Source organism: Altererythrobacter litoralis, assembly GCF_036324225.1.
Taxonomy (GTDB): domain Bacteria; phylum Pseudomonadota; class Alphaproteobacteria; order Sphingomonadales; family Sphingomonadaceae; genus Erythrobacter; species Erythrobacter litoralis_A.
This window is the reverse complement of the sequence record NZ_JAZDQV010000009.1, coordinates 1-25,699: the sequence shown is the minus strand read 5'-3', so window position 1 is coordinate 25,699 and position 25,699 is coordinate 1. Positions and strand designations below refer to the sequence as shown.

At 62.8% G+C, this 25,699-nt stretch carries 23 protein-coding genes; 9 read left to right on the top strand and 14 right to left on the bottom strand.

The features are described from left to right. The first annotated feature begins 137 nt into the window (after window positions 1–137). Window positions 138–1,646: a replicative DNA helicase gene (locus VRS74_RS09780; protein WP_354145076.1), complete on the top strand. Its 1,509-nt coding sequence runs from the start codon at window positions 138–140 to the stop codon at window positions 1,644–1,646. Window positions 1,647–1,653: 7 nt separating this feature from the next. On the opposite strand, the gene VRS74_RS09775 is transcribed toward VRS74_RS09780, so the two are convergent. Beyond that, on the bottom strand, window positions 1,654–2,847 hold the full coding sequence (locus VRS74_RS09775; RefSeq protein WP_354145075.1) for a phospholipase D-like domain-containing protein: 1,194 nt from the start codon (window positions 2,845–2,847) through the stop codon (window positions 1,654–1,656). Window positions 2,848–2,955: 108 nt separating this feature from the next. On the opposite strand from VRS74_RS09775, the gene rpoZ reads away from it, so the two are divergent. Further along, window positions 2,956–3,300: a DNA-directed RNA polymerase subunit omega gene (gene rpoZ / locus VRS74_RS09770; RefSeq protein WP_354145074.1), complete on the top strand. Its 345-nt coding sequence runs from the start codon at window positions 2,956–2,958 to the stop codon at window positions 3,298–3,300. 122 nt (window positions 3,301–3,422) lie between these two features. After that, window positions 3,423–4,478, top strand: a complete 1,056-nt coding sequence (locus VRS74_RS09765; RefSeq protein ID WP_354145073.1) for a DUF3667 domain-containing protein — start codon at window positions 3,423–3,425, stop codon at window positions 4,476–4,478. Window positions 4,479–4,508: 30 nt separating this feature from the next. Here VRS74_RS09765 and VRS74_RS09760 read toward each other — a convergent pair whose 3' ends face one another. The 4 genes from VRS74_RS09760 to VRS74_RS09745 all read right to left on the bottom strand — a co-directional run bounded on the left by VRS74_RS09760 (window position 4,509) and on the right by VRS74_RS09745 (window position 8,007). Beyond that, the gene (locus VRS74_RS09760) at window positions 4,509–4,937 is read right to left on the bottom strand and encodes a 2OG-Fe(II) oxygenase (RefSeq protein WP_354145072.1); all 429 of its coding nucleotides are present in this window, start codon (window positions 4,935–4,937) and stop codon (window positions 4,509–4,511) included. Window positions 4,938–4,982: 45 nt separating this feature from the next. Beyond that, window positions 4,983–5,243, bottom strand: a complete 261-nt coding sequence (locus tag VRS74_RS09755; RefSeq protein WP_354145071.1) for a hypothetical protein — start codon at window positions 5,241–5,243, stop codon at window positions 4,983–4,985. Window positions 5,244–5,253: 10 nt separating this feature from the next. Beyond that, entirely contained in the window at window positions 5,254–7,227 is a 1,974-nt protein-coding gene (gene ftsH, locus VRS74_RS09750) for an ATP-dependent zinc metalloprotease FtsH (protein ID WP_354145070.1), read from the bottom strand. A gap of 117 nt (window positions 7,228–7,344) precedes the next feature. Continuing rightward, window positions 7,345–8,007 carry a TetR/AcrR family transcriptional regulator gene (locus VRS74_RS09745; protein WP_354145069.1) on the bottom strand — a complete coding sequence of 221 codons (663 nt, stop codon included), beginning with the start codon at window positions 8,005–8,007 and terminating at the stop codon, window positions 7,345–7,347. Window positions 8,008–8,103: 96 nt separating this feature from the next. Here VRS74_RS09745 and VRS74_RS09740 point away from each other — a divergent pair, with 96 nt between their 5' ends. Genes VRS74_RS09740 through VRS74_RS09725 form a run of 4 tightly spaced genes read left to right on the top strand, consistent with a single transcriptional unit; the run spans window position 8,104 to window position 12,389 of the window. Further along, on the top strand, window positions 8,104–9,240 hold the full coding sequence (locus VRS74_RS09740) for an ABC transporter permease (protein WP_354145068.1): 1,137 nt from the start codon (window positions 8,104–8,106) through the stop codon (window positions 9,238–9,240). Then, window positions 9,237–9,974 carry an ABC transporter ATP-binding protein gene (locus tag VRS74_RS09735; RefSeq protein WP_354145067.1) on the top strand — a complete coding sequence of 246 codons (738 nt, stop codon included), beginning with the start codon at window positions 9,237–9,239 and terminating at the stop codon, window positions 9,972–9,974. The genes VRS74_RS09740 and VRS74_RS09735 overlap by 4 nt, the downstream gene beginning before the upstream one ends. A 1-nt stretch (window position 9,975) precedes the next feature. Further along, window positions 9,976–10,962 carry an efflux RND transporter periplasmic adaptor subunit gene (locus VRS74_RS09730; protein WP_354145066.1) on the top strand — a complete coding sequence of 329 codons (987 nt, stop codon included), beginning with the start codon at window positions 9,976–9,978 and terminating at the stop codon, window positions 10,960–10,962. Beyond that, window positions 10,959–12,389: an efflux transporter outer membrane subunit gene (locus VRS74_RS09725; protein ID WP_354145065.1), complete on the top strand. Its 1,431-nt coding sequence runs from the start codon at window positions 10,959–10,961 to the stop codon at window positions 12,387–12,389. The genes VRS74_RS09730 and VRS74_RS09725 overlap by 4 nt, the downstream gene beginning before the upstream one ends. Here the strand turns inward: VRS74_RS09725 and VRS74_RS09720 are convergent. The 6 genes from VRS74_RS09720 to VRS74_RS09695 form a co-directional block, all read right to left on the bottom strand. Then, a complete protein-coding gene (locus VRS74_RS09720; protein WP_354145064.1) occupies window positions 12,359–13,333 on the bottom strand; it encodes a HupE/UreJ family protein in 975 nt (324 codons plus the stop codon). The genes VRS74_RS09725 and VRS74_RS09720 overlap by 31 nt on opposite strands. Then, a complete protein-coding gene (locus VRS74_RS09715; protein WP_354145063.1) occupies window positions 13,330–14,139 on the bottom strand; it encodes a peptidyl-prolyl cis-trans isomerase in 810 nt (269 codons plus the stop codon). Before VRS74_RS09715 ends, VRS74_RS09720 begins: the two co-directional genes overlap by 4 nt. Then, window positions 14,136–16,058, bottom strand: a complete 1,923-nt coding sequence (locus tag VRS74_RS09710) for a DUF3604 domain-containing protein (protein WP_354145062.1) — start codon at window positions 16,056–16,058, stop codon at window positions 14,136–14,138. Before VRS74_RS09710 ends, VRS74_RS09715 begins: the two co-directional genes overlap by 4 nt. Window positions 16,059–16,163: 105 nt before the next feature. Next, entirely contained in the window at window positions 16,164–18,068 is a 1,905-nt protein-coding gene (locus VRS74_RS09705; protein ID WP_354145061.1) for a DUF3604 domain-containing protein, read from the bottom strand. A 103-nt stretch (window positions 18,069–18,171) separates the two neighbouring features. Further along, on the bottom strand, window positions 18,172–18,624 hold the full coding sequence (locus VRS74_RS09700; protein WP_354145060.1) for a MaoC family dehydratase: 453 nt from the start codon (window positions 18,622–18,624) through the stop codon (window positions 18,172–18,174). Between the two features lie 5 nt (window positions 18,625–18,629). Next, window positions 18,630–19,709 carry a CaiB/BaiF CoA transferase family protein gene (locus VRS74_RS09695; protein ID WP_354145059.1) on the bottom strand — a complete coding sequence of 360 codons (1,080 nt, stop codon included), beginning with the start codon at window positions 19,707–19,709 and terminating at the stop codon, window positions 18,630–18,632. Window positions 19,710–20,034: 325 nt separating this feature from the next. Here VRS74_RS09695 and VRS74_RS09690 point away from each other — a divergent pair, with 325 nt between their 5' ends. Beyond that, complete coding sequence (locus tag VRS74_RS09690) at window positions 20,035–20,472, top strand: hypothetical protein (protein ID WP_354145058.1); 438 nt, start codon at window positions 20,035–20,037, stop codon at window positions 20,470–20,472. 82 nt (window positions 20,473–20,554) lie between these two features. Here VRS74_RS09690 and VRS74_RS09685 read toward each other — a convergent pair whose 3' ends face one another. The 3 genes from VRS74_RS09685 to acs form a co-directional block, all read right to left on the bottom strand. Next, window positions 20,555–21,700, bottom strand: a complete 1,146-nt coding sequence (locus VRS74_RS09685; RefSeq protein WP_354145057.1) for an acyl-CoA dehydrogenase family protein — start codon at window positions 21,698–21,700, stop codon at window positions 20,555–20,557. Window positions 21,701–21,735: 35 nt separating this feature from the next. Then, entirely contained in the window at window positions 21,736–22,932 is a 1,197-nt protein-coding gene (locus VRS74_RS09680; RefSeq protein WP_354145056.1) for an acyl-CoA dehydrogenase family protein, read from the bottom strand. A gap of 634 nt (window positions 22,933–23,566) precedes the next feature. Continuing rightward, the gene (gene acs, locus VRS74_RS09675) at window positions 23,567–25,492 is read right to left on the bottom strand and encodes an acetate--CoA ligase (RefSeq protein WP_354145055.1); all 1,926 of its coding nucleotides are present in this window, start codon (window positions 25,490–25,492) and stop codon (window positions 23,567–23,569) included. On the opposite strand from acs, the gene VRS74_RS09670 reads away from it, so the two are divergent. Then, window positions 25,476–25,699: hypothetical protein (locus VRS74_RS09670; protein ID WP_354145054.1), on the top strand; the 224-nt coding region annotated here is incomplete at its 3' end. The genes acs and VRS74_RS09670 overlap by 17 nt on opposite strands.

Here is a 25,699-nt window from a genome sequence, read left to right as displayed (position 1 = left end):
TTTCGCAGATGCAGCACCGGTTGAGCAAGCATTTCGAGATTCAATCCACGCTATCCACAGACCGGAACGGCAAGAAATTCGATTCTGATGGCGCGCGCCTATTGCTTACGGAGGCCGGCAGCGCGCAATAGGGGCGCATGTCCGAAACCGATCTGATTGTCCGGCCAGGTGCCGAAACTGCCAAGGCGACCGCGCTGCCTTCGAATATCGAAGCCGAGGCGGCGTTTCTGGGTGCGGTGCTGATCGACAATCGCGTGATCGAGGAATTGCGCACGCCGCTGCGGCCCGAGCATTTCTTCGAATCGCTGCACCAGCGCATTTACGAGCGAGTACTCAAGCTGCTCGAACGCAATGCCACCGCCAGCCCGGTGACGCTCAAGCCCTATTTCGAAGCCGATGATGCGCTGCGGGAACTGGGGGGAACCACCTATCTCGCGCAGCTGACGCAGGACGGGCTCGGCCTGCTTGCCGCGGGCGAACTGGCACAGCAGATCTACGACCTTGCGCTGCTGCGCGAATTGGTGAGCGTGGGCCGCGGACTGGTGGAAGGCGCGCTCGACACCAGCGACGAAGTCTCGCCGATGGACCGCATTTCGGAAGCCGAGGCGCAGCTCTACAAGGTAGCGGACGGCGCGGCGACCGGCAACGAAGCCGAAAGCTTCCGCAGCGCGGCGATGACCGCGATCCGCATGGCCGAAGCGGCGATGAATTCGGGCGGCGGCCTGTCGGGCAAGACCACCGGGCTCGACGTGATCGATCGCAAGACCTCGGGCCTGCACAATTCGGACCTTATCATCCTCGCCGGGCGCCCGGGCATGGGCAAGACCTCGCTCGCCACCAATATCGCCTTCAACTGCGCGGAAGAGCATTTGCGCTGGCAGCGCGATGGCGGCGAATTCAACTATGGTGCGCCGGTCGCATTCTTCAGCCTGGAAATGAGCGCCGACCAGCTCGCCACGCGTATCCTGGCCGAACAGGCCGAGATCAGTTCCGAATCGCTGCGCAGCGGCAAGCTTACGCGTGAGGAGTTCCAGAAGCTGTCCTTTGCCAGCCAGCAGCTGGCGGAGCTGCCGCTCTATATCGACGACACGCCCGCGCTGACGATCGCGGCGCTGCGCACCCGGGCCCGCCGGCTCAAGCGGCGGCACGACATCGGGCTGATCGTGGTCGACTATCTCCAGCTGCTGCAGGGATCGGGCCGCGCCAACGACAATCGCGTCAACGAGATTTCGGAAATCAGCCGCGGGCTCAAGACGCTGGCCAAGGAGCTGGCGGTTCCGGTGATCGCACTGTCGCAGCTGAGCCGTGCGGTCGAACAGCGCGAAGACAAGCGCCCGCAACTGTCGGACCTCAGGGAATCGGGCTCGATCGAGCAAGACGCCGACATGGTGTGGTTCATCTATCGCGGCGACTATTATCACGAGGCCTCGCGCCCCGACATGCCGACCGAGAACACTTCGGCCGAAGCGACCGAGAAATACCGCATCTGGGAAGAGCGCTATCTCGAGCTGAAGAACAAGGCCACGCTGATCGTGGCCAAGCAGCGCCACGGTTCGACCGGCAATGTGCCGCTGCATTTCCAGAGCGAGATCACCAAGTTCACCTCGCCCAATATCCGCGACTATTCCGACTACGGATTCGAGTAGGCCCCGGTCACAGGCCGAGATTGAGCCGCCGCGCCACCGTGTAGTCGATCACCGAGACCAGGAACCACGACAGCCGCCAGCGGATGCGGTTGAACAGCGTCGCTTCGTGGCGAAACCATTCGAGCGTGACCGGCCTGCTGGCGCTTTCGAGATGATCGATCATGCCGCGCACTTTCTGCGCCAGCGCTGCATCTTCCACCCTCACCATCAGCTCGAGATTGAGGCGGATCGAGCGCATGTCGAAATTGGCGCTGCCGAAATAGGTGACATCGTCGATCACCATCAGCTTCAGGTGAAGCTTGGTCGGCTCGAACTCGGCAATGCTGACACCCGCATGCAGCAAATTCCCGTACAAGGCGCGCGAGGCGCCGATGGTCGTGGTGTTGTCCGACTTGCCCGCCATGATCAACCGGGCGCCGCCGCGCTGCGCCAGCTTGCGGATCAGGCGCCGGATGCTGCGCGGTGGCGAGAAATAGGCCATCACCAGGTCGAGCCTGGTGCTGCGCGCAATGTCGAGCTTAACCGTGCGCGCCCATGCGCTGGTGATCCGCGTGGGGCCGCCCAGCAAGAGCTGCACACTGCTATCGCCTTCCTTCCAGTCGCGCACCAGCCGGCGGATCGCAAGGAAGCGTGAGCCGCCACTGCCAACCCATTGCTCGAGCTCGCCGAACCATTCGGCGAAGCGCGCCACCACCGGACCTTCGATCGTAACCGCAAGGTCGCTCCACCCGTTCTCCTGCGGAGAGGCAAAATAGTGGTCCGACACGTTGAAGCCGCCGGTAATCACCCTGGCACCGTCGGCGATGGCGAATTTCTGGTGGTTGCGGATGAGGTAGCGCACGTTCCAGCGTGGAGAGAACAGGCTGAACCGCCCCCCGGCGCGCACGATCGGCTCGAAAAAGGCTTCGGGCGCGTCGCTGCCGAATGCATCGATGATGAGGTGGACCTTTACGCCCCGCTGCGCCGCCTGCACCAGCGCGCCGCGCACCACAGTGCCGATATGATCGGGCTGGAACATGTAGAAACAAAGTTGCAGCGTTTCGCTGGCGCTCTCGATCAGTTCGATCAGGCTCGCCAGCCGCTGCGCCCCTTCGGGATGGAAACTGAACACATGGTCGCCGCCTGCAATGGTGAATGCCGCCGGATCGCGATAATCCACGCTCGTTTCGGGCAGGGTCGGGGCGCCATCGGCTTCGGCCATGCCGTGCTTTAGGCCAAGGCAGTGCCGCTGCGCAATTTCTTGACTCGCGAGCGCCCCGCACCTATCTGGCGCGCTTCCCCGGCAAACCTATTTGCATGAGAGGCCTTCATGGCACGCGTTACCGTTGAAGATTGCGTCGACAAGGTTCCCAACCGCTTCGACCTCGTCCTGCTGGCTGCCCAGCGCGCTCGCGAAATTTCGGGTGGCGCCGAGCTGACCATCAATCGCGATCGCGACAAGAACCCCGTGGTCGCGCTGCGCGAGATCGCTGAAGAAACGATCCGCCCGGGCGAGCTGAAGGAAGCCCTGGTCACCGGCCTGCAGAAGATCCTGCCTGACGATGAAGACGAAGCCGATGAAATCGGTTCGCTCAGCCAGTCGGCCGAAGCGTTGCGTATCACCGCATCGGCTCCGGTCCGTTCGCAGTCGATCGGCGGCGATTTCGACGGCTGATCGCGCGTCAGAGCGAGCAAGAAAGAGGCCGCCCCTGATCGGGCGGCCTTTTTGTTTTCGCCCGCTTGCCCTATCCTTCTGTTTCCGGCGGGCGGAAGCCATGGAGCCGTGACGGGGGGCTTATGAGCGAAATCACCGAAGGACTGGGTGGCGCGATCGAAGGTGCGCTGAGTGCGCGCGCGGTCGAAAAGCAGGCCGGTGAAGGCATCGCATCCCCGGGCGGCACCTGCCTCAATTGCGGCACCGAACTGCTCGGCCCGCATTGCCACGCCTGCGGCCAGAAGGCGCAGGTCCACCGGACCATCTCCGCGATCCTGCACGACATCGTGCACGGCGTGCTGCATCTCGATGGCAAGCTGTGGCGGACGCTGCCCTTGCTGGCCTTCAAGCCGGGCGAGCTTACCCGCCGCTATATCGACGGCGAGCGCGCCCGCTTCGTCAGCCCCATGGCGATGTTCCTGTTCTCCGTCTTCCTGATGTTCGCCGTGTTCCAGGCGGTGGGGCTGACCACGCCGAGCGACGTCAAGCCGGACATCTCGACCGGCGATGCGGTCAGCCAGGTCCAGGGCTCGGCGCTTGCCCAGCTAAAGGACGCGCGGCAGCGCGCGGAAACCTATCCCGAAGGTTCGCCCGAGCGGCTGCAAGCCGAAGCCGACATCGCCAATGCAGAGAAATTCTTCAACCAGCTCGACGAGAACCAGAAGTTCATGCTCGGCACCGAAGCGCTGGCAAGCGGGGATGGCACGGGGATCAGACCGGTGGACGCCATTCTAAAGAAGTGGCGCGATAACCCCGGGCTGATGCTCTACAAGCTGCAGACCAACGCTTACAAATTCAGCTGGCTGCTGATCCCGCTATCGGTACCCTTCCTGTGGCTGATGTTCGCCTGGAAGCGCCACATCAGGGCCTATGACCACGCGATCTTCGTAACCTATTCGATCGCATTCATGTCGCTGCTGTTCATCGCGCTGTCGCTGCTCTCGCTGAGCGGGGTTGCCGAGGGCTGGGTGTTCGGGGCACTCGTGATCATCCCGCCACTCCACATCTACAAGGATCTGCGCAAGGCCTATGGCCTGTCGCGCTTTGCCGCCTTCTGGCGTCTGTGCCTGCTACTGGTCTTCATCACCGTGGTGATCATGCTGTTCCTGCAGATATTGCTGCTGCTGGGCGCGACCTGAGCCCAGCCATGGGCATCAACGGCTCAGCACCTATTGCGCCTTGGTGCGCAGCCAGCCGGTAATCGAATAGCGGCGAAAGGCCGCCGCGCGGCTTACCTCCGTGACGCTGTGGACCTGCGGCACGCGGAACATGTTGAGCCGGTTGAAGTCCGGCGTGAGGCCGCTGACCTGCGCATTTGCCTCATCATGGAAGATCAGCAGCCCGCCCCATTCGACGCGCCAGCGCGGCGTGAGGTTGAGCACATAGGCCGCCAGCCTGCCCTTGCCGTCGACATCGTCGGTATGGCCGGTGAGGAAGTCTCCCGGGGAATAGGCCGTGCCCTGCGCATCGGCGAATTCGATTTCTGCAAACCCGGTGATCTTGCGCAGCAGATCGCGCGGTTCGCCATTCGACCACCAATCGGCAAATGCGGCCAGCAGATCCTTGCTCTTACGCCTTTCGCGCTGGCCATCGGGCACGCGGATCGTTTCGTAGCGATATTGGAAATCATAGCGCGCCTGCGCTTAAACCGCATCGTCAAGCTGCTTGAGCTTGGCCGCATCCATACCGGCGCGGGTCTTGCGATCGAGCTCAACCAGCCTGTCGCCACTGTTAATGACCTGCGACCAGTCGTCCCGGCCACGCAAGAGGTTGTGGAGCGCGACCGCGCAATCCTCTGTGAGGATGTTCGGTATCGAAATCACGCCGGTCCGCGCGAACTCATCCGCCAGCGCATCGAGATCGGGCCGCGGGCCGAGCGCGAAATCGATAGGCTGCAGTTTCACGAGAGCGGGATCACGCGCCTTGAGGTGCCGTGCCGCCTTCGCCGCCGAACTTCTTGCCCGCCTTCGGCACTGCCGGGCCCGAAACGGGCTGGACAATCGCGGGGCCGGAAGGCCGGTCGGGCCGGTCGATCTTGCCGTCCTTCATCAGCTGGTCGATCTCGTCGCCGGTCAGCGTCTCATATTCGAGCAATGCCTGAGCGATCAGGTGCAGCTTGTCTTCCTGGCTGGTCAGCACATCGCGGGCGCGCTTGAGCCCGCCTTCGACCAAATCCTTGATTTCGGCATCGATCAGCTTGTTCGTATCGGCCCCTGCCATGGTGCGCGCGGTCTGGCCCATGCCGAGATAGCCTTCCTGGCTCTGCTCATACTGCAGCGGACCAAGCTTGTCCGACATGCCCCATTTGGTGACCATGTTGCGGGCAAGGTCGGTGGCATACTGGATATCGCCCGATGCGCCGCTCGAAACCTTGTCATGGCCGAAGATGATCTCTTCCGCCACGCGGCCACCCATCGCGACCGCAAGGTTCGCGTGCATCTTGTCGCGGTGATACGAGTAATTGTCGCGTTCGGGCAGGCGCATCACCATGCCCAATGCCCGGCCGCGCGGAATGATCGTGGCCTTGTGGATCGGGTCGGAAGCCGGCTCGTTGATCGAGACGAGCGCATGGCCGGCCTCGTGATAGGCGGTCATCTTCTTCTCGTCGTCGGTCATCACCATCGAGCGCCGCTCGGTGCCCATCATGACCTTGTCCTTGGCGTCCTCGAACTCCTGCATGGCGACAAGGCGCTTGTTGCGCCGCGCAGCGAGCAGCGCCGCCTCGTTGACGAGGTTGGCGAGGTCCGCACCCGAGAAGCCGGGAGTGCCGCGCGCAATGGTGCGCGGGTTCACATCGGGTGCCAGCGGCACCTTCTTCATGTGCACGCCCAGGATCTTTTCGCGTCCGTCGATATCGGGGATCGGCACCACCACCTGGCGGTCGAAGCGGCCGGGGCGCAGCAGTGCCGGATCGAGCACGTCGGGCCGGTTGGTGGCAGCGATGATGATGATGCCTTCATTGGCTTCGAAGCCGTCCATCTCGACCAGCAGCTGGTTGAGCGTCTGCTCGCGCTCGTCGTTCGAATTGCCGAGGCCGTGCCCGCGATGGCGACCGACCGCGTCAATTTCGTCGATGAAGACGATGCAGGGCGCGTTCTTCTTGGCCTGTTCGAACATGTCGCGGACACGCGATGCGCCGACGCCGACGAACATTTCGACGAAGTCCGAACCCGAAATGGTGAAGAAGGGTACGCCCGCTTCGCCCGCGATCGCGCGAGCGAGCAAGGTCTTGCCGGTACCGGGCGAGCCGACCAGCAGCGCGCCCTTGGGAATCTGCCCGCCAAGCTTCGAGAAACGCTGCGGATCGCGCAGGAACTCGACGATTTCCTCGAGCTCCTCGCGCGCTTCGTCAATGCCGGCGACATCGTCGAAAGTCACACGGCCCTGACGCTCGGTCAGCAGCTTGGCCTTGGACTTGCCAAAGCCCATCGCGCCGCCTCCGCCGCCCTTCTGCACCTGGCGCAATGCGAAGAAAGCGATGCCCAGGATCAGGATGAAAGGCAGCGACTGGATCAGGATGTAGAGCAGCAGGTTCGGCTCTTCGGCCGCCTGCCCCGAATATTGCACGCCATTGTCATCGAGCAGGCGCGTAAGCTCGGCATCGCCGGGCACCGGCACAGTCGAGAACGGCGTATCGTTCTTCATCACGCCCGTGATCTTCTCGGGCGCGATCTGCACTTCCTTGACCGAACCTTCGGCCACCGCCTCGCGGAAATCGGAATAGCGGATCTGCGTGCCTTGCGGCTGAGCGGAATTGCCGAACATCGACACAGCCAGCAGCAGCGCGAGGAACACCCCGCCCCAGATCATCAGGGTCTTGATCATCGGGTTGGGTCCTTCCGGGCCCTGGCCGCCGTTGGGATCGCGCGGATCGTGCTGGTCACTCATTTCTCAGGCATTCCTTTCGTCCGCTCCAATGTAGGCGGCGTGGAGTGAATGGCAAGATAACGACCGACTCTGCTTTTGGTGTCATTCTCGATCAGAGAAATTTGCCGGGTCGCTCGATCAAGGGGCGTAGGCCTTGAGGAACATCTCCAGCGCGCCGGCGATCCGCCTTGAATTCTCAGTGCTGTCAGGAGCCGCGCCGAAGCGGCGTTCCAAGTCGCCCATGCCCTTGCACATCGAAACGAACTGTTCGGCCGCGAGCTCGGGATCGGGGATTTTCAGCTCGCCGCGCTCATTGGCGAAGGCAAGAAATGCAGAGAAGGCGGCTTTCATCCGCCACGGCCCCGCCTTCAGGAACGCATGGCCAATCTCGGGCTCATGCTCGGTTTCGGCAGCGATCCGGCGGTCGAACTGGACCATCTTGGGTTGGGACAGGAATGCGACCATCGCTTCGCCGATTGCGGTGAGCCGCTCGCGTATGCTGCTGCCCGAAAGCTGCGTGTCGATCGAGAAATAGCCGCGCATCTTCTCGCATTCGCAGTCGACGGCCGCCGCGAACAGCGCGCGCTTGTCGCCGAAGTGATTGTAAATCGTAACTTTGGACACGCCCGCATCCGCCGCGATCTGTTCAATCGAGCTGGCAGCGAACCCATGCACGAAAAAGGCTTCAGCCGCGGCTGCGACGATCGCTTCACGCTTCGAGCTGTCAGGCGGCCGACCTCGCCCTGTCGGCGATTTCTTCGCCACAGGCCGGGAACCTTGCCCGATTTGCTCGGTTGACACGCTGAACGCTCCCGTTCAATTAAACGATACCGTTCAGTAATGCGGTAATTGAGTCGTCAACGCAACCCCGCCGATCAGCAAAGGTCCCCGCACGCCATGCTCTGGATCGCCATCCGCATGCTCACTGGCGACAAGCAGAAGTTCTACGGACTTCTGTTCGGCATTGCCTTTTCGACCCTGCTGATCACTCAACAGCTGACCATTTTCGTGAACCTGGTCGAGCGCGGCGCCAGCGGGGTCTACAATGTGCCGACAGCGGATGTTTGGGTGATGGACCCGGTCAGTCGCACCACTGACGTCAACTATGCGATGCCCTCTACCGCGCTCGACCGGGTGCGAGCGGTACCCGGAGTGAAATGGGCTGTCCCGCATTTGCGCGCCGTGGCTTCGGTACGCACGCGCAGCGGCGATCTTGAAGGCGTCGGAATCATCGGAGTGGACGATGCGACGCTGATCGGACTGCCCAAGCGCATGATCGAAGGCGACAAGGATGTCCTTTCGCAGCCTGACACCGTCGTGATCGACGATGTCGGCGTGACCAACATGTTCGAGAATGGCGACAACCCGATCGGGCAGCGGCTCGAACTCAACGACCAGCGCGCGGTAATCCGCGGGATCGCCGATTCGATCCCCAGCTTCACCAGCCAGGTGGTGCTCTTCACCAAATACAGCCAAGCGCTCAATTATGTACCTGGCACCCGCAACCGGATGAGCTTCGTGCTGGTTGGCCGCGATGACGATGTCACCTCAGAGGAACTGGTAAAGCGGATCGAGGAACGCACCGGCCTGCGCGCACGCACCCGCGACCAGTTTGCGCGCGACGGGGTGAACTTCATCATCCAGAACACCGGCATCCCGACCAATTTCGGGATCACTGTGGTGCTCGGCTTCATCGTCGGGGTCGCGATAGTCGGCCTGACCTTCAGCCTCTTCATCCGCGACAACATCAAGCAGTTCGGCGCGCTGAAGGCCATCGGCGTCACCAATACCAAGATCCGCAGGATGGTGGTGGTTCAGGCCGGGCTAGTGGGCTTCATCGGCTATTGCCTGGGGATCGTGGGAACTGCCCTGTTCATGTGGAGCTTTTCAGGCAATCCCTTCTTCAAGGCTTTCTACATCCCCTGGCAGATACCGCTGATCAGCCTTGGGGCAGTGATCGTGATCCTTGGAATTACCGGATGGATCAGCCTGCGCAGCGTCCTCAAGACCGAACCGGCGGCGGTGTTCAGATGATACTCGACACCACCCAGATCGGCGGTTGCGCCCCTACTGCGGCAATCTGCACGCGCGCCATCGCGCGCGACTTCACCGCAGGCGAGCAAACGCTGCGCGTGCTGCACGACATCAATGTCGACATACGCGCAGGCGAACTGACCTACCTCGTCGGCGAATCCGGATCGGGCAAGACCACGCTGATCTCGATCATGTGCGGCATCCTCTACCCGACCGAAGGCGATGTGCGCGTGTTCGGTACCGACATCTATGCGCTCGACGATACGGCACTGGTCAATTTCCGGCTCGAGAACATCGGCTTCATTTTCCAGCAGTACAATCTGATCCCGTCGATTGATGCCGCCTCCAATGCTGCAGTGCCGCTGATCGCGCGCGGGATGGACCGGCGCGAAGCGCGCGAACGTGCGGTCGAAATGTTCGCCAAGCTCAACATCGCAGACCAGGCCGCAAAGCTGCCCAACCAGCTTTCTGGCGGACAGCAGCAGCGCGTCGCCATCGCCCGTGCACTGGTGCACGAGCCGCGGCTGGTGGTATGCGACGAGCCCACCGCCGCGCTTGATGCCAAATCCGGCCGCCGCGTGATGGACCTGCTACGCGAAGTGGCGGTCGCAGCCGACCGCGCCTGCATCATCGTCACCCACGACAACCGTATCTTCGACCTCGCCGACCGCATCCTCGTGCTCGAGGACGGCAGGCTCACGCACGACGGCACCGACCTGCCGAAGGACCACTGACATGGCACTCCTCCCCGACGACTTCAGCTTTTCGCGCAAGATCCTGCCGGTACTCGCCCTCGTTGGCCTGATCGGTGCAGCGATCTTCATCTGGAGCGGCCTGCCCGATCGCGAACTGGCTGAACCCGAGCAGACGCCGCTCACGGCAACCGGAGAGCTTGCCAATTCGCCGCGGGTTGCGGGGGCAGGGGTGGTCGAACCTTCGAGCGAAATCATCGATATCGGCACCTCGCTGGCGGGCCTGGTCACGCAGGTTGCGGTAAAGCCGGGCGACTTCGTCGCTCAGGGCCAGGCCCTGTTCGTGGTCGACGAAAGGGCGGCGCGTGCGCACCTGCGCGAAGCCAATGCCGCGATCGGAGAAGCGCGCGCGGCAATCGCGGAAGCGCAGTCTGCGCGCACCACGGCGCAGCGCCAGCTCGATCTCTATGCCGCGATCGGAGATCCGGCCGCGGTCAGCCGCAGCGAAGTGATCCGCGCGGAAGGCGACGCGGCGGCAGCGACGGCGCGCCTCGAACTGGCCCGCACCCGGCTTGCCGCAGCCGAAGCCGCCGCCAACAGCGCGCAAACCGAGCTGAACCGGCTGACCGTGCGCGCACCGATCGCAGGCGAGATCCTCGAAGTGAATATTCGCCCCGGCGAACTGGTCACGACCATGGGCGGTTCCGGCGACCCCTATATCCGGATGGGCGAGACGCGCCCGCTGCACATCCGCATCGACATCGACGAAGACGATGCCACGCGCGTAGCGCTGGGCAAGAATGCCGTGGTCTCTCCGCGCGGTGCCGCCGACAGGCGCGTCGAAGCAACATTCGTGCGCGCCGAACCGCTGGTGGTGCCCAAGCGATCGCTGACCAATTCGGCCGCCGAGCGGGTCGACGTGCGCGTGCTGCAGCTAATCTATGCCCTGCCCGACAATGCGCGCGGCACCTTCCGCGTCGGCCAGCAGGTCGATGCCTTCATTCCCGCGATCGAGGCGCAAGGCGAATGAGGTTGCGTACAGCCATCGTTGCGGCAGCCCCGATCGCGCTGGCGGCCTGCGTTGCGGGCCCGCCGCCGGACATCGCGACGCCTACACCGGAGCTTCCCGGGGCCTATCTCTACACGCCCGACGCCGCCGCGAAGGCGGGCCTTGCGACACTGCTGCCAGCCGAAGATCCAGCCTTCGCAGCCTTGTCCGCTCGCGCGCTGGCGGAAGGGCCGACGCTGGCCGAAGCGCTCGCAAGGGTCGATGCCGCGCGAGCCGCAGCACGCGGCGCGGGCGCCGCGCGACTGCCCAGCATCGGCGCAAATGCGTCGGTCGAACGCAGGCGGGGCAACCCGGCCCAGTTCGGCGGCAACGTGCCTTCGGGCATCGATTTCGACACCGACCAGACGGGCTATTCGGCCAATCTGACTGCCAGCTGGGAGATCGACCTGTTCGGCCGCTTGAAGGCAAGCGAACGCGCGGCGCTCGCCCGGCTCGACGGTGCCGACGCTTCGGCGCAAGCCGTCGGGATTGCATTGCTGGCAGAGATAGCTGGCGCAGTGATCGACTGGCGCAGCAATGCCGCGCGCGAAGCCGCGCTTGCCGAGGATCTCGCCGCAGCCGAGCGGTTGGCCCAATTGGCAGCGAAGCGCGAAGAGGCCGGGCTCGCACCGGGTTTCGACCGCGTCCGCGCCGAAGCCGCCGCCAGCCAGTCGCGCTCACGGCTTGCCGCGCTGCAAGGCGAACGCGCGCAGATCGTCGGGCGCCTCGTGGCGCTGACGGGGCAGGATGCACGCTCGGTTGGCGAAGTGCTGGCGCAATCCGCCGGGGCAAGCGCGCTTCCGGTGCCGCCGGCCGCCCTTCCCTCCGACCTGCTGGCGCAGCGCCCCGATGTGCGTGCTGCGGCGGCCGATCTGGCTGCTGCTGATGCCGACCTTGCCGCGGCGGCCCGCGCGCGTTTTCCGCGCCTCACGCTGTCGGCTGCGCTCGGCCTGCTCGCCTTCGATTTCGGCAAATTGTTCGATTCAAGGTCCGACGTTTACTCGGTCAGCGGCGGGATCGCGGCTCCCTTGCTCGACTTCGGGCGGATCGAAGCCCAGATTGACGGCGCTGCAGCGGGCAAGCGCGCGGCCTTCGCCGCCTATCGTGGAGCGGTATTCAACGCGCTGGGTGAAGCCGAAAGCGCCTATGGCGTGGTTGCAGGAGCAGATGCACAGTCTGAGGCCGCGGCACGCGAGAGTGCCGATCTCGAACGCGCGGCCTCGCTCGCCGAAACACGCTATCGCGCGGGGCTGGCCGATTTTCTTACAGTGCTGGAAGCTCGCCGTGCTGCCGACGCAAGCGGCGAACGCGCGGCAGCGGCGCTGGGCCAGGCTCGCTCGGCTCGGGTGCGTTTGTGGCTGGCGCTGGGTGGCGATGCTCAGGCGATGACGCGCTCGACCACCCAATAGGCAGCGATAATCCCGATACCGTAAGTCGCGGCCTTGAGAGCAGGCGGCTCGCCCTTGGGCACCAGCCTTTGGACTGCGGCGCGCAGAGCGAGCACCGCCGCGATGACCAGCAATTGCCCCGCTTCGACGCCGAGGTTGAAGGTCAGCAGCGCCATCGGCACTTCGCCTTCGGGCAAGCCGATCTCGCGCAGCGCCCCTGCGAAGCCAAAGCCATGCAGTAGGCCGAAGCCGAAGGCGACGATCCACGGCCAGCGCCGGGTCCAGCTTTCCGGGTGGTTGCGCGCCAGCTCGACCGCAAGGAACACGATCGAAAGCGCAATCAGCGCCTCGACCGGTCGCTGCGGAAGCCCGGCATAGCCGAGCGTCACTGCCGCCAGCGTGAGCGAATGCGCGATCGTGAAAGCGGTCGCGGCTTTCACGACGGCCCAGCCGGCCTGCACCAGCAGGACCAGTGCGATCACGAACAGCAGATGGTCCCAGCCCATCAGGATGTGTTCGGTGCCGATCACGAAATAGCTTCGCATGACCTGCCAGCGATCGGGCCGGGCAAGGATGGTTGCGGAAGGTTCGCTCGCGGTCAGGCGAAAGCTCTGGACCGGGCGTTCAATCAGGGCGACGCGCAGCAAGGCGTCCGAGCGACCCGCCAGTTCGGGCAGCGAAATCATGCGCCCCCCGACCTCACCCGAGCAAAGCACATCGGCATGGCCGATAATGGCGAGCGCCGCGACTTGCGCCGATGGTTCACCTTGGATCGCACAATTTTCGGGGATTTGCGGCACGATCAATGTTGCCGGGCCAGGTTGGGATAGCGGTTGCTTCCAGTCGAGCGAAAACTCCCCCGGGGCGCGCTCACTGAAATCGATCGAGAAGGGGCGCAGTTCGTCGGCCCTTGCCGGCGCCGCCAGCAGCACCAGCACCGCCAGCGCCAGCAGCAAACGCATCATCGGGCGATGTCGACGCGGTAGGCGTCGCGCAAGAGCTGGTAGGCGCGCTCCTTGCGCTCGGCGATGGTGGCTGTGCGCCAGTCGTTCAGCACTTCTTCGCGAATCGCATTGAGTGGCGGCACCTTTCCGGGAGTGCGCGCATGCAGCCGCACCAGATGCCAGCCCAGCCCGGAGGGGACCGGCCCCTGCCATTGCTCCTGCTGTTCGAGCTGATCCAATCCAGCCACGAACTGTTCGCCGAAATTGGCGAGCACATCGCGCCGCGACTTCCGCTCAAGGCTTGCCGGAAGGCTGATCACGCCTCCATACTGGCGCCAGTCGGCAGAACCGCGCAGCCGCGCCAGGGTCGACTGTGCCTCCCCTTCCGTCTCGAACCAAAGCTGGTCGAACGAATATTCCACTTCAGTGGCGAACCGCTCGGGGTGCTCTTCGTACCATTTGCGGAGATCGGCATCGGATGGCTGCGCGGTTTCCACGCTAGCGGTGGCGGCCATGTCCATCTTTTGCGCCATGCGGCGACGTACGACTGCGTCGTCGCGATCGAAGCCCAGCCGCAATGCTTCGCGATAGAGTACCTCTTCGCGAACATATTGGTCGATCAGCCCATCGAGCTCGGCATCGGTTGGCGGACGGTTCATCATCCGCTCAAAGCCCAGCGCGATCTGCGCCTGCATTTCGCGATCGATATCAATTACACGGTCGGTCGGATCCAAAGGCTCGCCTTGCCAAGCAAACCACGCGAACACCAACGTGCCTGCTGCAAGGAAATGGACCAGCGGTTCGCGCGTCCAGTTGGGCAGGTTCACTTTTTCTCCATGATCGCTGGCGGAGCCGGCTTGAGCCAGATCGGGGAGCTATAGGCCCGTTCCTGCGCGACAGCATCGGCCATGGCCTCAGGCGGCAACTTGGTCCCGAAACGCACGGCATCGTATAGCGGCCATCGCGGCGTCGGGATTTCGAGCACGCGCACATAATAGAAGGCGCGCTGGCCCGGGCGATAGTCGGGATCGGTCCACACGCTGCGCAACTCCGCCGTGCCGATGCTGTTGGTATAGGTCGCTTTGGACCGGTCGACCGTGTCACCCACCGCCGGGACCTTGCCGCCCTTCTTCACCCGCTTGTCCATGTCGCTCCACACGACATCGTAGACCTGCTCTTGCGTCTTGCCCGAAGCGTCGACCCAACCCTTCACAACCTGCACGCGGTCGAGATTGGCACCATCGGGATCCTTCAGCGCGGAGATCAGGAAACTCGGCGCCTTGTTCCTGCCAACCAGTTCGCCGCCCATCGGCACGCCGCGCGTATAGCCTGCGCGCACCCAGTCGCCCGCCCAGTCGCCATCGCTGAAATCGAAGCCGCCGAACACACGCACCACCATGCGTGGGCCGGTGGTGGCGTAAACCTCGCGTCGCTTGAACGCGTCGAAGATCTCTGCCCGCGTATTGCCGCGCGCCCACGCCGCCGCATAACCGCCTGCAAGATAGTGCCAACCGAACCGCCCCTGGCGTGTGCCAAGGTTTTGCGGTTCCAAGGCGCGATCCTTGTAATGCGGCTCGTTGCCGGTGTGCTTGCCGAAGAAATTGTCCTCATCGCCAGTCGCCAGCGCCGTATGACTGTCGGTCGATCCGATCAGGCCGAAGGCATAGGGATTGACCCCCAGCCTCTGCTCAAGCGAAATGCCGCGCTTGAGAGCTTCACGAATGTAATTCCCGGCAAGCATGTCGGAAGTGGTTTTGCGAGTCAGCGGCAGATTGCCCAGTTCCCAGCCTTTGACGCCGAACCCCGCCAATTCGTCATTGGGCGAAAGGAAGGGGTGGCTTTCGCTATCGCCCTTGATCTGGGTCACTTCGACCACAGGTTCGTGCCTTGCGCGCCGCTTGGCATATTCGGCCGTCATAGGGCTACCATCGGCAAGCGTCGTTTCGAACATCAGCCCGTTGGAAACATTGGAGTTGTGCGGAATGGCAAGCACTTGTCCGCCGGTCGTCTTCGCATAGGCCTCCATATAGTCCCACAGGCCCGTCACTTCAGTCTCAAGCCCGGGATAGGGCACAATCTGCTTGGTACGGTCGCTGCCATCGCGGAAAATCACCACCCGGTGCAGATTGTTGCCATCGGGCATCAGGGTATATTCGAAGCCTGCCAGCGCGGTGAACTTGCCCGGCTTGTTATAGCGATCGATTGTGTCGAGATGCGCCGTCCAGATTTCGCTGGTCGCCTCGCCCTGCTCATCCTGCGAGTTGAGCATCCCTGCCGGTAAATGCCCGTTCGCTGCGGCATTGATCAGCTCTGCAACGGCCCGCTGCGACTGCTCGGGGCTCTCATGCATCATGTCATGCCAGCGCCGCATCGTTTCATCGCTGATCAGCATGCGCGGTGCGTCATAAAGCCGCTTGGTCGCTCCCAATCCATCCGAATGGTCCGAGATCACGAGGAAATCGAGCGGCCGCGAGAGCTTGGCCTTGATCCCGGTGGTCGAGGTCACTTCCTCGCCCATGGCGAATTTCAACGCGTCTTCCGGGCCAAGCCTCACGCCGAAGCCGAAAGCATCGATCGAATTGTTGGTATGGAGGTGCGTGTCACCCCAATAGGGCCGGTCGGGAAACTCGGCGAGGTCGATCGTCCCTTCGCCCGTGCCCTTCTGGGCTTCATCGATCGCGGCATCGCAGGAGACAAGCGCGAGCGTTGCAACGCCCAGCAGGCCTGCCGCAAGAAACTTACGCATTCCACCTCTCCATTCTTCTTTTCGAACGCAAGTGTGCGCGCCGCGCGGGGTGCCGTCAAGCAAGATGCGCCATACCCGTGCCGCCGTAACGTAACATCGACTGCATCACTGCGCAGGAGCAGGTTTGAGCCAGATCGGAGAGGTGTAGGCGCGTTCCTGCGCGACAGCATCGGCCATGGCCTCAGGCGGCAACTTGGTCCCGAAACGCACGGCATCGTATAGCGGCCATCGCGGCGTCGGGATTTCGAGCACGCGCACATAATAGAAGGCGCGCTGGCCCGGGCGATAGTCGGGATCGGTCCACACGCTGCGCAACTCCGCCGTGCCGATGCTGTTGGTATAGGTCGCTTTGGACCGGTCGACCGTGTCACCCACCGCCGGGACCTTGCCGCCCTTCTTCACCCGCTTGTCCATGTCGCTCCACACGACATCGTAGACCTGCTCTTGCGTCTTGCCCGAAGCGTCGACCCAACCCTTCACAACCTGCACGCGGTCGAGATTGGCACCATCGGGATCCTTCAGCGCGGAGATCAGGAAACTCGGCGCCTTGTTCCTGCCAACCAGTTCGCCGCCCATCGGCACGCCGCGCGTATAGCCTGCGCGCACCCAGTCGCCCGCCCAGTCGCCATCGCTGAAATCGAAGCCGCCGAACACACGCACCACCATGCGTGGGCCGGTGGTGGCGTAAACCTCGCGCCGCTTGAACGCGTCGAAGATTTCCGCCCGTGTGTTGCCGCGCGCCCAGGCGGCCGCATAGGCCCCTGCCAAATTGTTCCAGCCGAACCTGCCTTCGCGCAGCCCCTGGTTCTGTGGCTCGACCGCTCGCTCGCGATTGGAGGGCTCGGTCCCGGAATTCTTTCCGAAGAAATTGGCCTCTTCGGCAATCGCCAGCGAAGTATGGCTGTCGGTCGCGCCAATCAGGCCGAATGCGTAGGGGTTCACGCCCAATTGCTGTTCGAGTGAGAGCCCGCGCTTCAATGCCTCGCGCACGTAATTTCCGCCGCGCATTTCCGGTGTGGTCTTTTCGGTAACGTCGAGATTGCCCACTTCCCAACCGGCATCGCCAAATCCGGCGAACTCGTCATTGGGCGAAAGGAAGGGATGGCTTTCGCTGTCGCCCTTGATCTGCGTCGCTTCGACCACGGGTTCGTGCCTGGCGCGGCGGCTGGCATATTCAACTGTCATCGGGCTGCCGTCAGCCAAGGTCATCTGGAACATGCGTCCGTTCGAGAGGTTGGAATTGTGCGGCATGGCCAGCACCTGGCCGCCCGTCGTCCTCTCATAGGCTTCCATATAGTCCCACAGATCCTCAACCTTGGTCTTCTGGCTTGGGAAGGGGATCACCTGCCCGGTGCGATCGCTCCCATCACGGAACATCACCACACGGTGCAGATTGTTGCCATCGGGGACGAGCGAATATTCGAACCCGGCAAGCGCAGTGAACTTGCCCGGCTGGTTGTAGCGATCGAGCAGGTCGAGATGCGCGGCCCACAACTCCCCCGTCTTCGAGCCGGCCGAATCCCCCGGACGCATCTGTTCGGGAATCGTGCCCGCCGCTGCGGCGGAAATGATTTCCGTCGTGGCGCGCGAAGATTCCAGCGGCCCTTCGTTGAGCATGTCGTGCCAGCGCCGCATGGTGGGATCGCGCAGCAGCAGCCTTGGCGCTTCTGCCAGCCGCCGCAGCGAACCCATCCCGTCGCTGTGATCGGCAATCACGAGGAAATCGAGCGGCCGCGAGAGCTTTGCCTTGATGCCCGTGCTCGACGTAACTTCCTCGCCCTTGGCGAATTTGAGCGCCTCTTCCCCGCCCAGCCTGTTGCCGAAGCCATATGCATCGAAGGACACATCGGTATGGAGGTGGGTGTCGCCCCAATAGGGCCGGTCGGGAAACTCCGCGAGGTCGATAGTACCTTCGCCCGTGCCTCTCTGCCGCTCCTCGACCGCAGCATCGCATGCGGCGAGCGCCAAGCTCGACAAGCCCAGCAATCCAGCTGCAAGAAACTTGCGCATGGTGCCCCCTCCTCCGTCTTTGCGAGGAGGAGTGTGCGCCGCGAGGGAACGACCGTCAAGCAGCCGGCAAATGCCCGCCTGCCATAACGCCAGGATTGGAAAGTCAGCCGCCTCGCTTCCTGAGCAGGGCCGAGCGCTCGCAGCTGCACACCACTTCGTCGCGCTGGTTGATTAACTCGTGCACGAAGATCACGATCCCGGCGTTGGGCCGCGACTTGCTCTCGCGCAGCTCTTTGATCTCGGTGGTCGCACGCATCGTATCGCCGATGAAAACCGGTTTGGGCATGACCAGCTTGTCATAGCCCAGATTGGCCACCAGCGTGCCAAGCGTGGTGTCGCCCACCGAAAGGCCGACCATCAATGCAAAGGTGAAAGTACCGTTGACCAGGATCTGCCCGAACTCGCTGGCCTTGGCCGCTTCGAGATCGATGTGAAGCGGCTGCGGATTGTGCGTCATGGTCGAGAACAGGAGATTGTCCGTCTCGGTCACAGTGCGGCGGATCTCGTGTTCGATCCGCTCACCCACGCGCCATTCGTCGAAGAACTTTCCGGCCATCTCGTTCAGCTTCCCTGCTTCCAGCCTGCCACCACGTCGGCACCGTCTTCCACGCTGCTGCGGATCGTCCCGGGCGTGCGGCTGAAACGCGGCGCGGGCGCGGTGTGCCAGATGCCGTCATGTTCCTGGTAGGAGCCGCGCGCCTTGAGATGCGGATGCTCGCGCGCTTCCTCGAGCGGCAGCACCGCAGCGACGCAGGCATCGCTTCCTTCCAGGATCGCGCACCATTCGGCTTGCGTCTTCGTCTTGAACAACTCGGTCAGCCGATCGGCCATCTCGTCCCAATTGGCGGGATTGTCCCGCCCTTCGGCAAGCTCGGGTGCGTCGATCTTCTCGAGCAATTCGGCATAGAACTGCGGCTCAAGCGCCCCGACCGAAATCTCGCGCCCGTCCGCGCATTCATAGCAGCGATAATAGTGCGCCGCGCCGCCCAGCAGGCCTTCGCCGCGTTCGGTCTTGATGTAGCCAATCTGCCGGATCCCGAAGAAGAAGCTCATCAGGCTGGTCGCGCCATCGACGATCGCCGCATCGACGACTTGCCCCTTGCCTGACCGCTCGCGTTCATAAAGCGCGGCCATGATGCCGAAGGCGCAATACATCGAGCCACCGCCGAAATCGCCGACCAGGTTCTGCGGCGGGGTAGCCGGCTCGCCCTTTTTGCCAACCGCCGCCAGCGCGCCGGTGATCGCAATATAGTTGATGTCATGCCCGGCGGCATGGGAAAGCGGGCCCTCCTGGCCCCAGCCGGTCATGCGCGCATAGACCAGCCGCGGATTGATCCCGAGCAATTCGTCGGGCCCAAGGCCGAGCCGCTCCATCACGCCGGGCCGGAAGCCTTCGATCAGCACATCGGCGCTGGCTGCCGCATCGCGACAGAACTGGCGACCTTCCTCACTCTTGACGTCGACCGCCACGCGGTGCCGCGCGCGCTCGACCACGGGGTTGAGCACGCGCGTGCCCTGCCGTTCGATCCGCACGACTTCCGCACCCAGATCCGCGAGCAGCATGGCGACATGTGGCCCGGGGCCAATCCCGACGAATTCGACGACCTTGAGGCCCGTCAACGGACCGTTCGATTGCGACATGCTGTTGCTCTCCCTTGAAGTGTTTGATGCATGGCGCGCGCGTCTGGCGCTGGCAAGACCGTTTGGCGCCGACGACTCCTGTCAAAATCGCAGATGGCTGGCGGACGGTCAGGGAGGGAAGTGAGGTTATCGGGCGAGCCTCGGCAATCCACAGGGAGACGGGGCGCCAGATACGAATTGGGTTCGTTTGGTTCAAAATACCTAGCACCCAAAATCGCTTTATTATTACTTAATATCCAGAGTTTAATGTCTAAAACGGCGCCTCAAGGTGCCCCGCGCGGGTGTGGAAAAATCGCCGTGGAATGCAGCCCGAAGAGGCTGGTAAATGTCCTGTTTTCATGTTTTGTTCCACGGCATGGCAACGAAAAGACAGATCGAAGCAAATCGCCGCAACGCCCAACAAAGCACCGGTCCCAGGTCAGCTGAGGGCAAGGAAGCAAGCAGTCGCAATGCGCTCAAACATGGCGTGCTGAGCGAAAAGGCCGTTTGCTACCACGAGGACAGAGACGCCTTTGATGCCTTGCTGGAACAGCTGGCGCATGAACTCGAGCCCAAGACAGCGCTGGAATGCACGCTGGTCGAGCGCCTTTCAATCCTGCTGTGGCGCGAGAAGCGGCTGGCAGAGGCGGAAGCGGTTCGGATAGCACACAGGTGCGGACATGGCTCGCAGCCCTGGCAAAGCAACATCAGCCTGACACTTCCACTGAACGATCAGTATCTGATCGGGCGCTACCAGCGCGTGATCGGCGCGGCTGCGTGTTGACGGCGCCAGGTCGGGTCCGCGGGGGTACACCTACGCCTTGTCGTTTGCCGCGTCGATGGCTCGCAGCCGGCGTTCCTGTTCTTCACGCAGATCGCGCGCTGGCGAGCGCGACGTGCCGCTTCATGTGATGGTCGATATTGCCGAACTCGGAATCGAAGATCGTCAGCCGCTTGAAGTAGTGACCGATCGCCAGTTCGTCTGTCATGCCCATGCCGCCGTGAATCTGGATCGCGTCCTGCCCGACGCGATGTGCCGCCTGGCCCACGCGGACCTTGGCCGCTGACGCCGCCAGCTTGCGCTCGCGTTCGCTCTCGTCAAGCTTGAGCGTCGCGAAGTAGGTCATCGAGAGCGCCTGTTCGTACTCGGTATACATGTCGACCATGCGGTGCTGCAGCACCTGGAACGATCCGATCGGCACGCCGAACTGCTTGCGCTGGCGCGAATATTCAACCGTCATGGCGTGCGCGACCTTCATCGCTCCGCAGGCCTCCGCGCATTGCGCCGCGATGGCTTCGTCGATCACCCGCTCGATAAGCGGCAAGGCCTTGCCTTCCTCGCCAATCAGCGCCTCGGCAGGGATCGCGGCATTCTCGAAATAGACTTCGGAAGCGCGGCGACCGTCTACGGTGGGATAGTCAAGGGTGACCACGCCGGTCGCGTTCTTGTCGATAACGAAGACGGAAATCCCGTCATGATCACGGCGCTCGCCCGATGTGCGGGCCGTGACGACAAGGTGCGAGCCCCACGGGGCACCGATCACCACTGCCTTGTGACCATTGAGCACATAGCCCGAACCGTCCTTCTTCGCCGTGGTCTCGAGATCCGCAAGGTCGTATCGCCCGCGGGGCTCGGCATAGGCGAAGGCATAGGTGCGTTCGCCCGAAACGATCCCACCGATATGCTCTTCCTTCTGCGCAGCCGTTCCGGCGTGCTTGAAGAAGCCGCCGGCGCAAACGACCGTCGGCACGAAGGGCTCGACGACCAGTCCTTTGCCGAATTCCTGCATCACGACCATGGCGTCGACCGGTCCGCCGCCAAAGCCGCCATCCTCTTCGGAAAAGGGCATGCCAAGAATGCCCAGTTCAGCCAGCTGCGCCCAGATCTCGGGTCGCCAACCGCTCTCGCTCGCGACGACTCCGCGGCGCGTCTCGATGTCGTAGCTCTCGCGCACAAGCCGCGAGAGACCATCGCGCACCATTTCCTGTTCTTCGGTGAAATTGAAATCCACGTATTCTCTCCTGCTCGCCCCTGGAGGATCTGGCTCTAGAGGCCGAGGATCATCTTGGTGATGATGTTGCGCTGGATCTCGTTGGATCCACCATAGATCGAGGTCTTGCGCATGTTGAAATAGGTCGCTGCCGAATGCTGCGCATAATCAGGGCCGATCGGATATTCGTTCGATCCCATGTCGTACATGCCATGGTAATATGGCGTGCCATAGTGGCCGACTGCCTCCAGCGTCAGTTCGGTCAGGCGCTGCTGGATCTCAGTACCCTTGATCTTGAGGATCGAGCTTTCCGGCCCCGGCCCCTTGCCTGCCTGTTCGCCTGCGAGAGTACGCAGTTCGGTGATCTCCAGCGCGGCAAGGTCAATCTCCAGCTGGCTGACCTTGCGGGCAAAGTCGAAGTCGCTCAGCAGCGGCCTGCCATCGAGCTGCTCTGCCCTCGCGATCTCGCGCAGGCGCTCGACGCCGCGCTTCGAGCGCGCGACGCCAGCGATCCCGCTGCGCTCATGCGCGAGCAGGAACTTGGCGTAGGTCCAGCCCTTGTTTTCCTCGCCGACGAGGTTTTCTACCGGCACGCGCACATCGGTGAGCCAGGTCTCATTGACCTCGTAGCCGCCATCGATGAGCTTGATCGGGCGGACTTCGACGCCTGACGTCTTCATGTCCACCAGGATGAAGCTGATCCCTTCCTGGGGCTTCGCGGCGCTGGGATCGGTTCGGCACAGGAAGAACCCCCAGTCGGCATATTGCGCCAGCGTGGTCCAGGTTTTCTGGCCATTGATCACGTAGTGGTCACCATCGCGAACGGCGGTTGTCTTGAGCGAGGCGAGGTCAGAGCCCGCTCCCGGCTCGCTGTAGCCCTGGCACCACCACACGTCGCCGCTGCGTATCCCGGGGAGATGCTGCGCCTTCTGCGCTTCGCTGCCGAAGGTGTAGATGACCGGGCCGACCATCGACACGCCGAAAGGCAACGGCATGATCGCGTTGACCCGGGCATTTTCTTCGGACCAGATGTAGCGTTGGGTCGGGCTCCAGCCCGTTCCGCCGTATTCGACCGGCCATGCGGGAACCGACCAGCCCTTGGCTCCGAGGACCTTGTGCCAGGCGAGAAAATCTTCCCGCGAGAGATCTTCTCGTGAGGCGTCGGTCGGCAGGTGCTTCGAATAGTTCTCAGCGATAAATGCCCTCACCTCGTCGCGAAAGGCCAGCTCTTCGGCACTGAATTCCAGGTTCATCTAGGGGTACTCCTCGCAGCTCTCGAGTTTCACCCTACACAAACGATGGATTCAGAAAAGAGGGTCATGCTGCCCTCACCCGAACGAAACCTTGCTCGGCTTTCGGACGATAGTTGGAGAGGCTTCGGGCCGCGACCTGCTGCTTGCAAGGGAGCAGTCGCGAGAGACACCATGCCGGCTCAGCCAACCTGGGCAGGTGCAGTTCTATGACGTCGGACCATCGCAATCGGGACCAACACATCGCCGACCCCGAGGCCATCGACAAGCCAGTCGAGCAGACCCGCATCGCATCTGAGTGCCGGGATCGACTGCACCAGTTGGATCACGCCGCCAAAGAGCAATAGAGCAAGGAAAACTGTAAAATGCGCATGCGCCGATAGGCCCGCACAGCTAGCGCCGACAGTACGCCAAAGGCAAAAGCGCGCTGGCCCTCGTTGGTTTGGTCGAATAGCAGATGCGGCGGCTTGACGGATCCCTGACAAATTCGACGACCTTGAGGACCATCAGCGGACTGTTCGATTGCGACATGCTGTTGCTCTCCATTGAAGGACCAGATGCTCGGAAAGCGCTGTTGTCGGGGACGCCACCACGCCACCTGTGACTGGCCCCGCCGACAATGCTCTGTCTCAGATTGTCAGCTGTTCTGCCGCCCCTCGATGAGCCGGTCAACCAAGGTCGGGTCGGCCAGCGTTGAGGTGTCTCCCAGCGAACCATAATCATTCTCGGCGATCTTCCTGAGGATGCGTCGCATGATCTTACCACTGCGCGTCTTAGGCAGGCCATCGGTAAACTGGATGTGGTCGGGCGTTGCGATTGGGCCGATCTCCTTGCGCACATATTGGCGCAATTCGGCGGCGAGTTCCTCGCCCCCCGCTTCCCCAGCGTTCAAGGTGACATAGCAATAAATGCCCTGCCCCTTGATGTCGTGCGGATAGCCGACCACCGCCGCCTCTGCGACAAGCGGATGTAGCACCAGTGCGCTCTCGACTTCCGCCGTGCCCATCCGGTGGCCGGACACGTTGATCACATCGTCGACGCGCCCGGTGATCCAGTAATAACCGTCTTCGTCGCGGCGGCACCCGTCACCGGTGAAATATTTGCCTTTGTAGGTGCTAAAATAGGTCTGCACGAAACGCTCGTGGTCACCATAGACGGTGCGCGACTGGCCCGGCCAGCTATGCCTGATGCACAGATTGCCGCTGGTCGCGCCTTCCAGAACTTCACCCTCGGCGCCCACCAGCTGCGGCCGCACGCCGAAAAATGGCAGGCCAGCGCTGCCCGGCTTCATGTCATGCGCAGCAGGGAGCGTGGTGATCATGATCCCACCAGTCTCAGTCTGCCACCACGTGTCGATGATAGGCAGTCGCTTCTCGCCGACGACGTCGAAGTACCAGCGCCAGGCTTCGGGATTGATCGGCTCGCCCACCGTCCCCAGCAAGCGCAGCGATTTTCGGCTTCGGCTCGTGACGAAGTGATCACCTTCGCGCATCAGTGCGCGGATTGCCGTGGGCGCGGTATAGAGAATGTTGACCTGGTGCTTGTCGATCACATCCCAGAAGCGGCCATGATCGGGGTAGTTCGGCACGCCTTCGAAAACGAGGCTGGTCGCCCCGTTCATCAGTGGGCCGTAGACGATATAGCTATGCCCCGTGACCCAGCCGATATCGGCGGTGCACCAGTGGATTTCGCCCGGCTGGTAATCGAACACGTAATGGAATGTCGTGGCAGTCCAGACACCATAACCGCCGGTTGTGTGGAGTACGCCCTTCGGTTTCCCGGTTGAGCCTGATGTGTAAAGGATGAACAACGGGTCTTCCGCGTTCATCGGTTCGCACGGGCATTCCGCATCGGAAACAAGCTCGTGATACCAATGGTCGCGTCCCCCGGCCATTGCGACATCCGCACCTGTGTGCCGGACGACCAGTACGCCGTCGACTTCGACTCCGTCGTGATCGAGCGCGGCATCGACATTGGCTTTCAGCGGCACGACTTTCCCGCCCCTGAGGCCGGTATCTGCAGTGACAACAAACCTGCTGCCGCAATTGACGATACGCCCGGCGAGCGCCTCCGGAGAGAACCCCCCGAACACTACTGAGTGGATCGCGCCGATGCGCGCGCAGGCAAGCATCGCCAGCAAGCCCTCGATGACCATCGGCATATAGATCGTCACGCGGTCGCCCTTGCCCACACCCAGCGCCTTCAGAGCGTTGGCCATCCCCACCACTTCGCCATGGAGTTGGCGATAGGTAAGGATGCGCGCGGCACTTGCTGGATCGTCCGGCTCGAAGATCAGCGCAGTCGTATCGGCGCGTTGGTCCAGATGCCGGTCGACAGCATTGTGGCAAAGGTTGAGCGTGCCGTCGGCAAACCACGCGATTTCGACCGGGTCATAGGACCACTCGCCCCCCCTAGTCGGTGCCTTGAACCAGTCAAGCCGATTGGCCTGGCCCAGCCAGAACGCATCGGGATCCTCAACCGACTGGCGATAGAGATCCTTATACTGTTTTGCCGTGCAATATGTGGAGCGATCCTGCTCTGGTAGGATGACGAAATCGCTCATGGCGTGGTTTCTCCCTAGTCGCTCACCGTTGCGCTTAATGCCCTTTTATCGCCTTCGGTCAAAGGCCATTGGGGCGTTGGCAAGTAAAAAATTAGCGGAGAATTCCGAAACCGCTTACCCGCAAAAGGCAGAGGCCAACACTTCGCTGATCAACGCTTTTGCCAGAGGTTCTTGGGCTGCCCGCTCATCACGGCTTGATGTGGGCGA

Excerpts from the sequence above, each read along its gene's own strand:
- VRS74_RS09700 (WP_354145060.1), bottom strand. The coding sequence starts at position 18,624 with ATGGCCGGAAAGTTCTTCGACGAATGGCGCGTGGGTGAGCGGATCGAA.
- acs (WP_354145055.1), bottom strand. The coding sequence starts at position 25,492 with ATGAGCGATTTCGTCATCCTACCAGAGCAGGATCGCTCCACATATTGC.
- VRS74_RS09765 (WP_354145073.1), top strand. The coding sequence starts at position 3,423 with ATGAGCGAAATCACCGAAGGACTGGGTGGCGCGATCGAAGGTGCGCTG.
- VRS74_RS09775 (WP_354145075.1), bottom strand. The coding sequence starts at position 2,847 with ATGGCCGAAGCCGATGGCGCCCCGACCCTGCCCGAAACGAGCGTGGAT.
- ftsH (WP_354145070.1), bottom strand. The coding sequence starts at position 7,227 with ATGAGTGACCAGCACGATCCGCGCGATCCCAACGGCGGCCAGGGCCCG.
- VRS74_RS09710 (WP_354145062.1), bottom strand. The coding sequence starts at position 16,058 with ATGCGTAAGTTTCTTGCGGCAGGCCTGCTGGGCGTTGCAACGCTCGCG.
- VRS74_RS09695 (WP_354145059.1), bottom strand. The coding sequence starts at position 19,709 with ATGTCGCAATCGAACGGTCCGTTGACGGGCCTCAAGGTCGTCGAATTC.
- VRS74_RS09740 (WP_354145068.1), top strand. The coding sequence starts at position 8,104 with ATGCTCTGGATCGCCATCCGCATGCTCACTGGCGACAAGCAGAAGTTC.
- VRS74_RS09680 (WP_354145056.1), bottom strand. The coding sequence starts at position 22,932 with ATGAACCTGGAATTCAGTGCCGAAGAGCTGGCCTTTCGCGACGAGGTG.
- VRS74_RS09725 (WP_354145065.1), top strand. The coding sequence starts at position 10,959 with ATGAGGTTGCGTACAGCCATCGTTGCGGCAGCCCCGATCGCGCTGGCG.
- VRS74_RS09730 (WP_354145066.1), top strand. The coding sequence starts at position 9,976 with ATGGCACTCCTCCCCGACGACTTCAGCTTTTCGCGCAAGATCCTGCCG.
- rpoZ (WP_354145074.1), top strand. The coding sequence starts at position 2,956 with ATGGCACGCGTTACCGTTGAAGATTGCGTCGACAAGGTTCCCAACCGC.
- VRS74_RS09780 (WP_354145076.1), top strand. The coding sequence starts at position 138 with ATGTCCGAAACCGATCTGATTGTCCGGCCAGGTGCCGAAACTGCCAAG.
- VRS74_RS09690 (WP_354145058.1), top strand. The coding sequence starts at position 20,035 with ATGTCCTGTTTTCATGTTTTGTTCCACGGCATGGCAACGAAAAGACAG.
- VRS74_RS09720 (WP_354145064.1), bottom strand. The coding sequence starts at position 13,333 with ATGATGCGTTTGCTGCTGGCGCTGGCGGTGCTGGTGCTGCTGGCGGCG.
- VRS74_RS09735 (WP_354145067.1), top strand. The coding sequence starts at position 9,237 with ATGATACTCGACACCACCCAGATCGGCGGTTGCGCCCCTACTGCGGCA.
- VRS74_RS09705 (WP_354145061.1), bottom strand. The coding sequence starts at position 18,068 with ATGCGCAAGTTTCTTGCAGCTGGATTGCTGGGCTTGTCGAGCTTGGCG.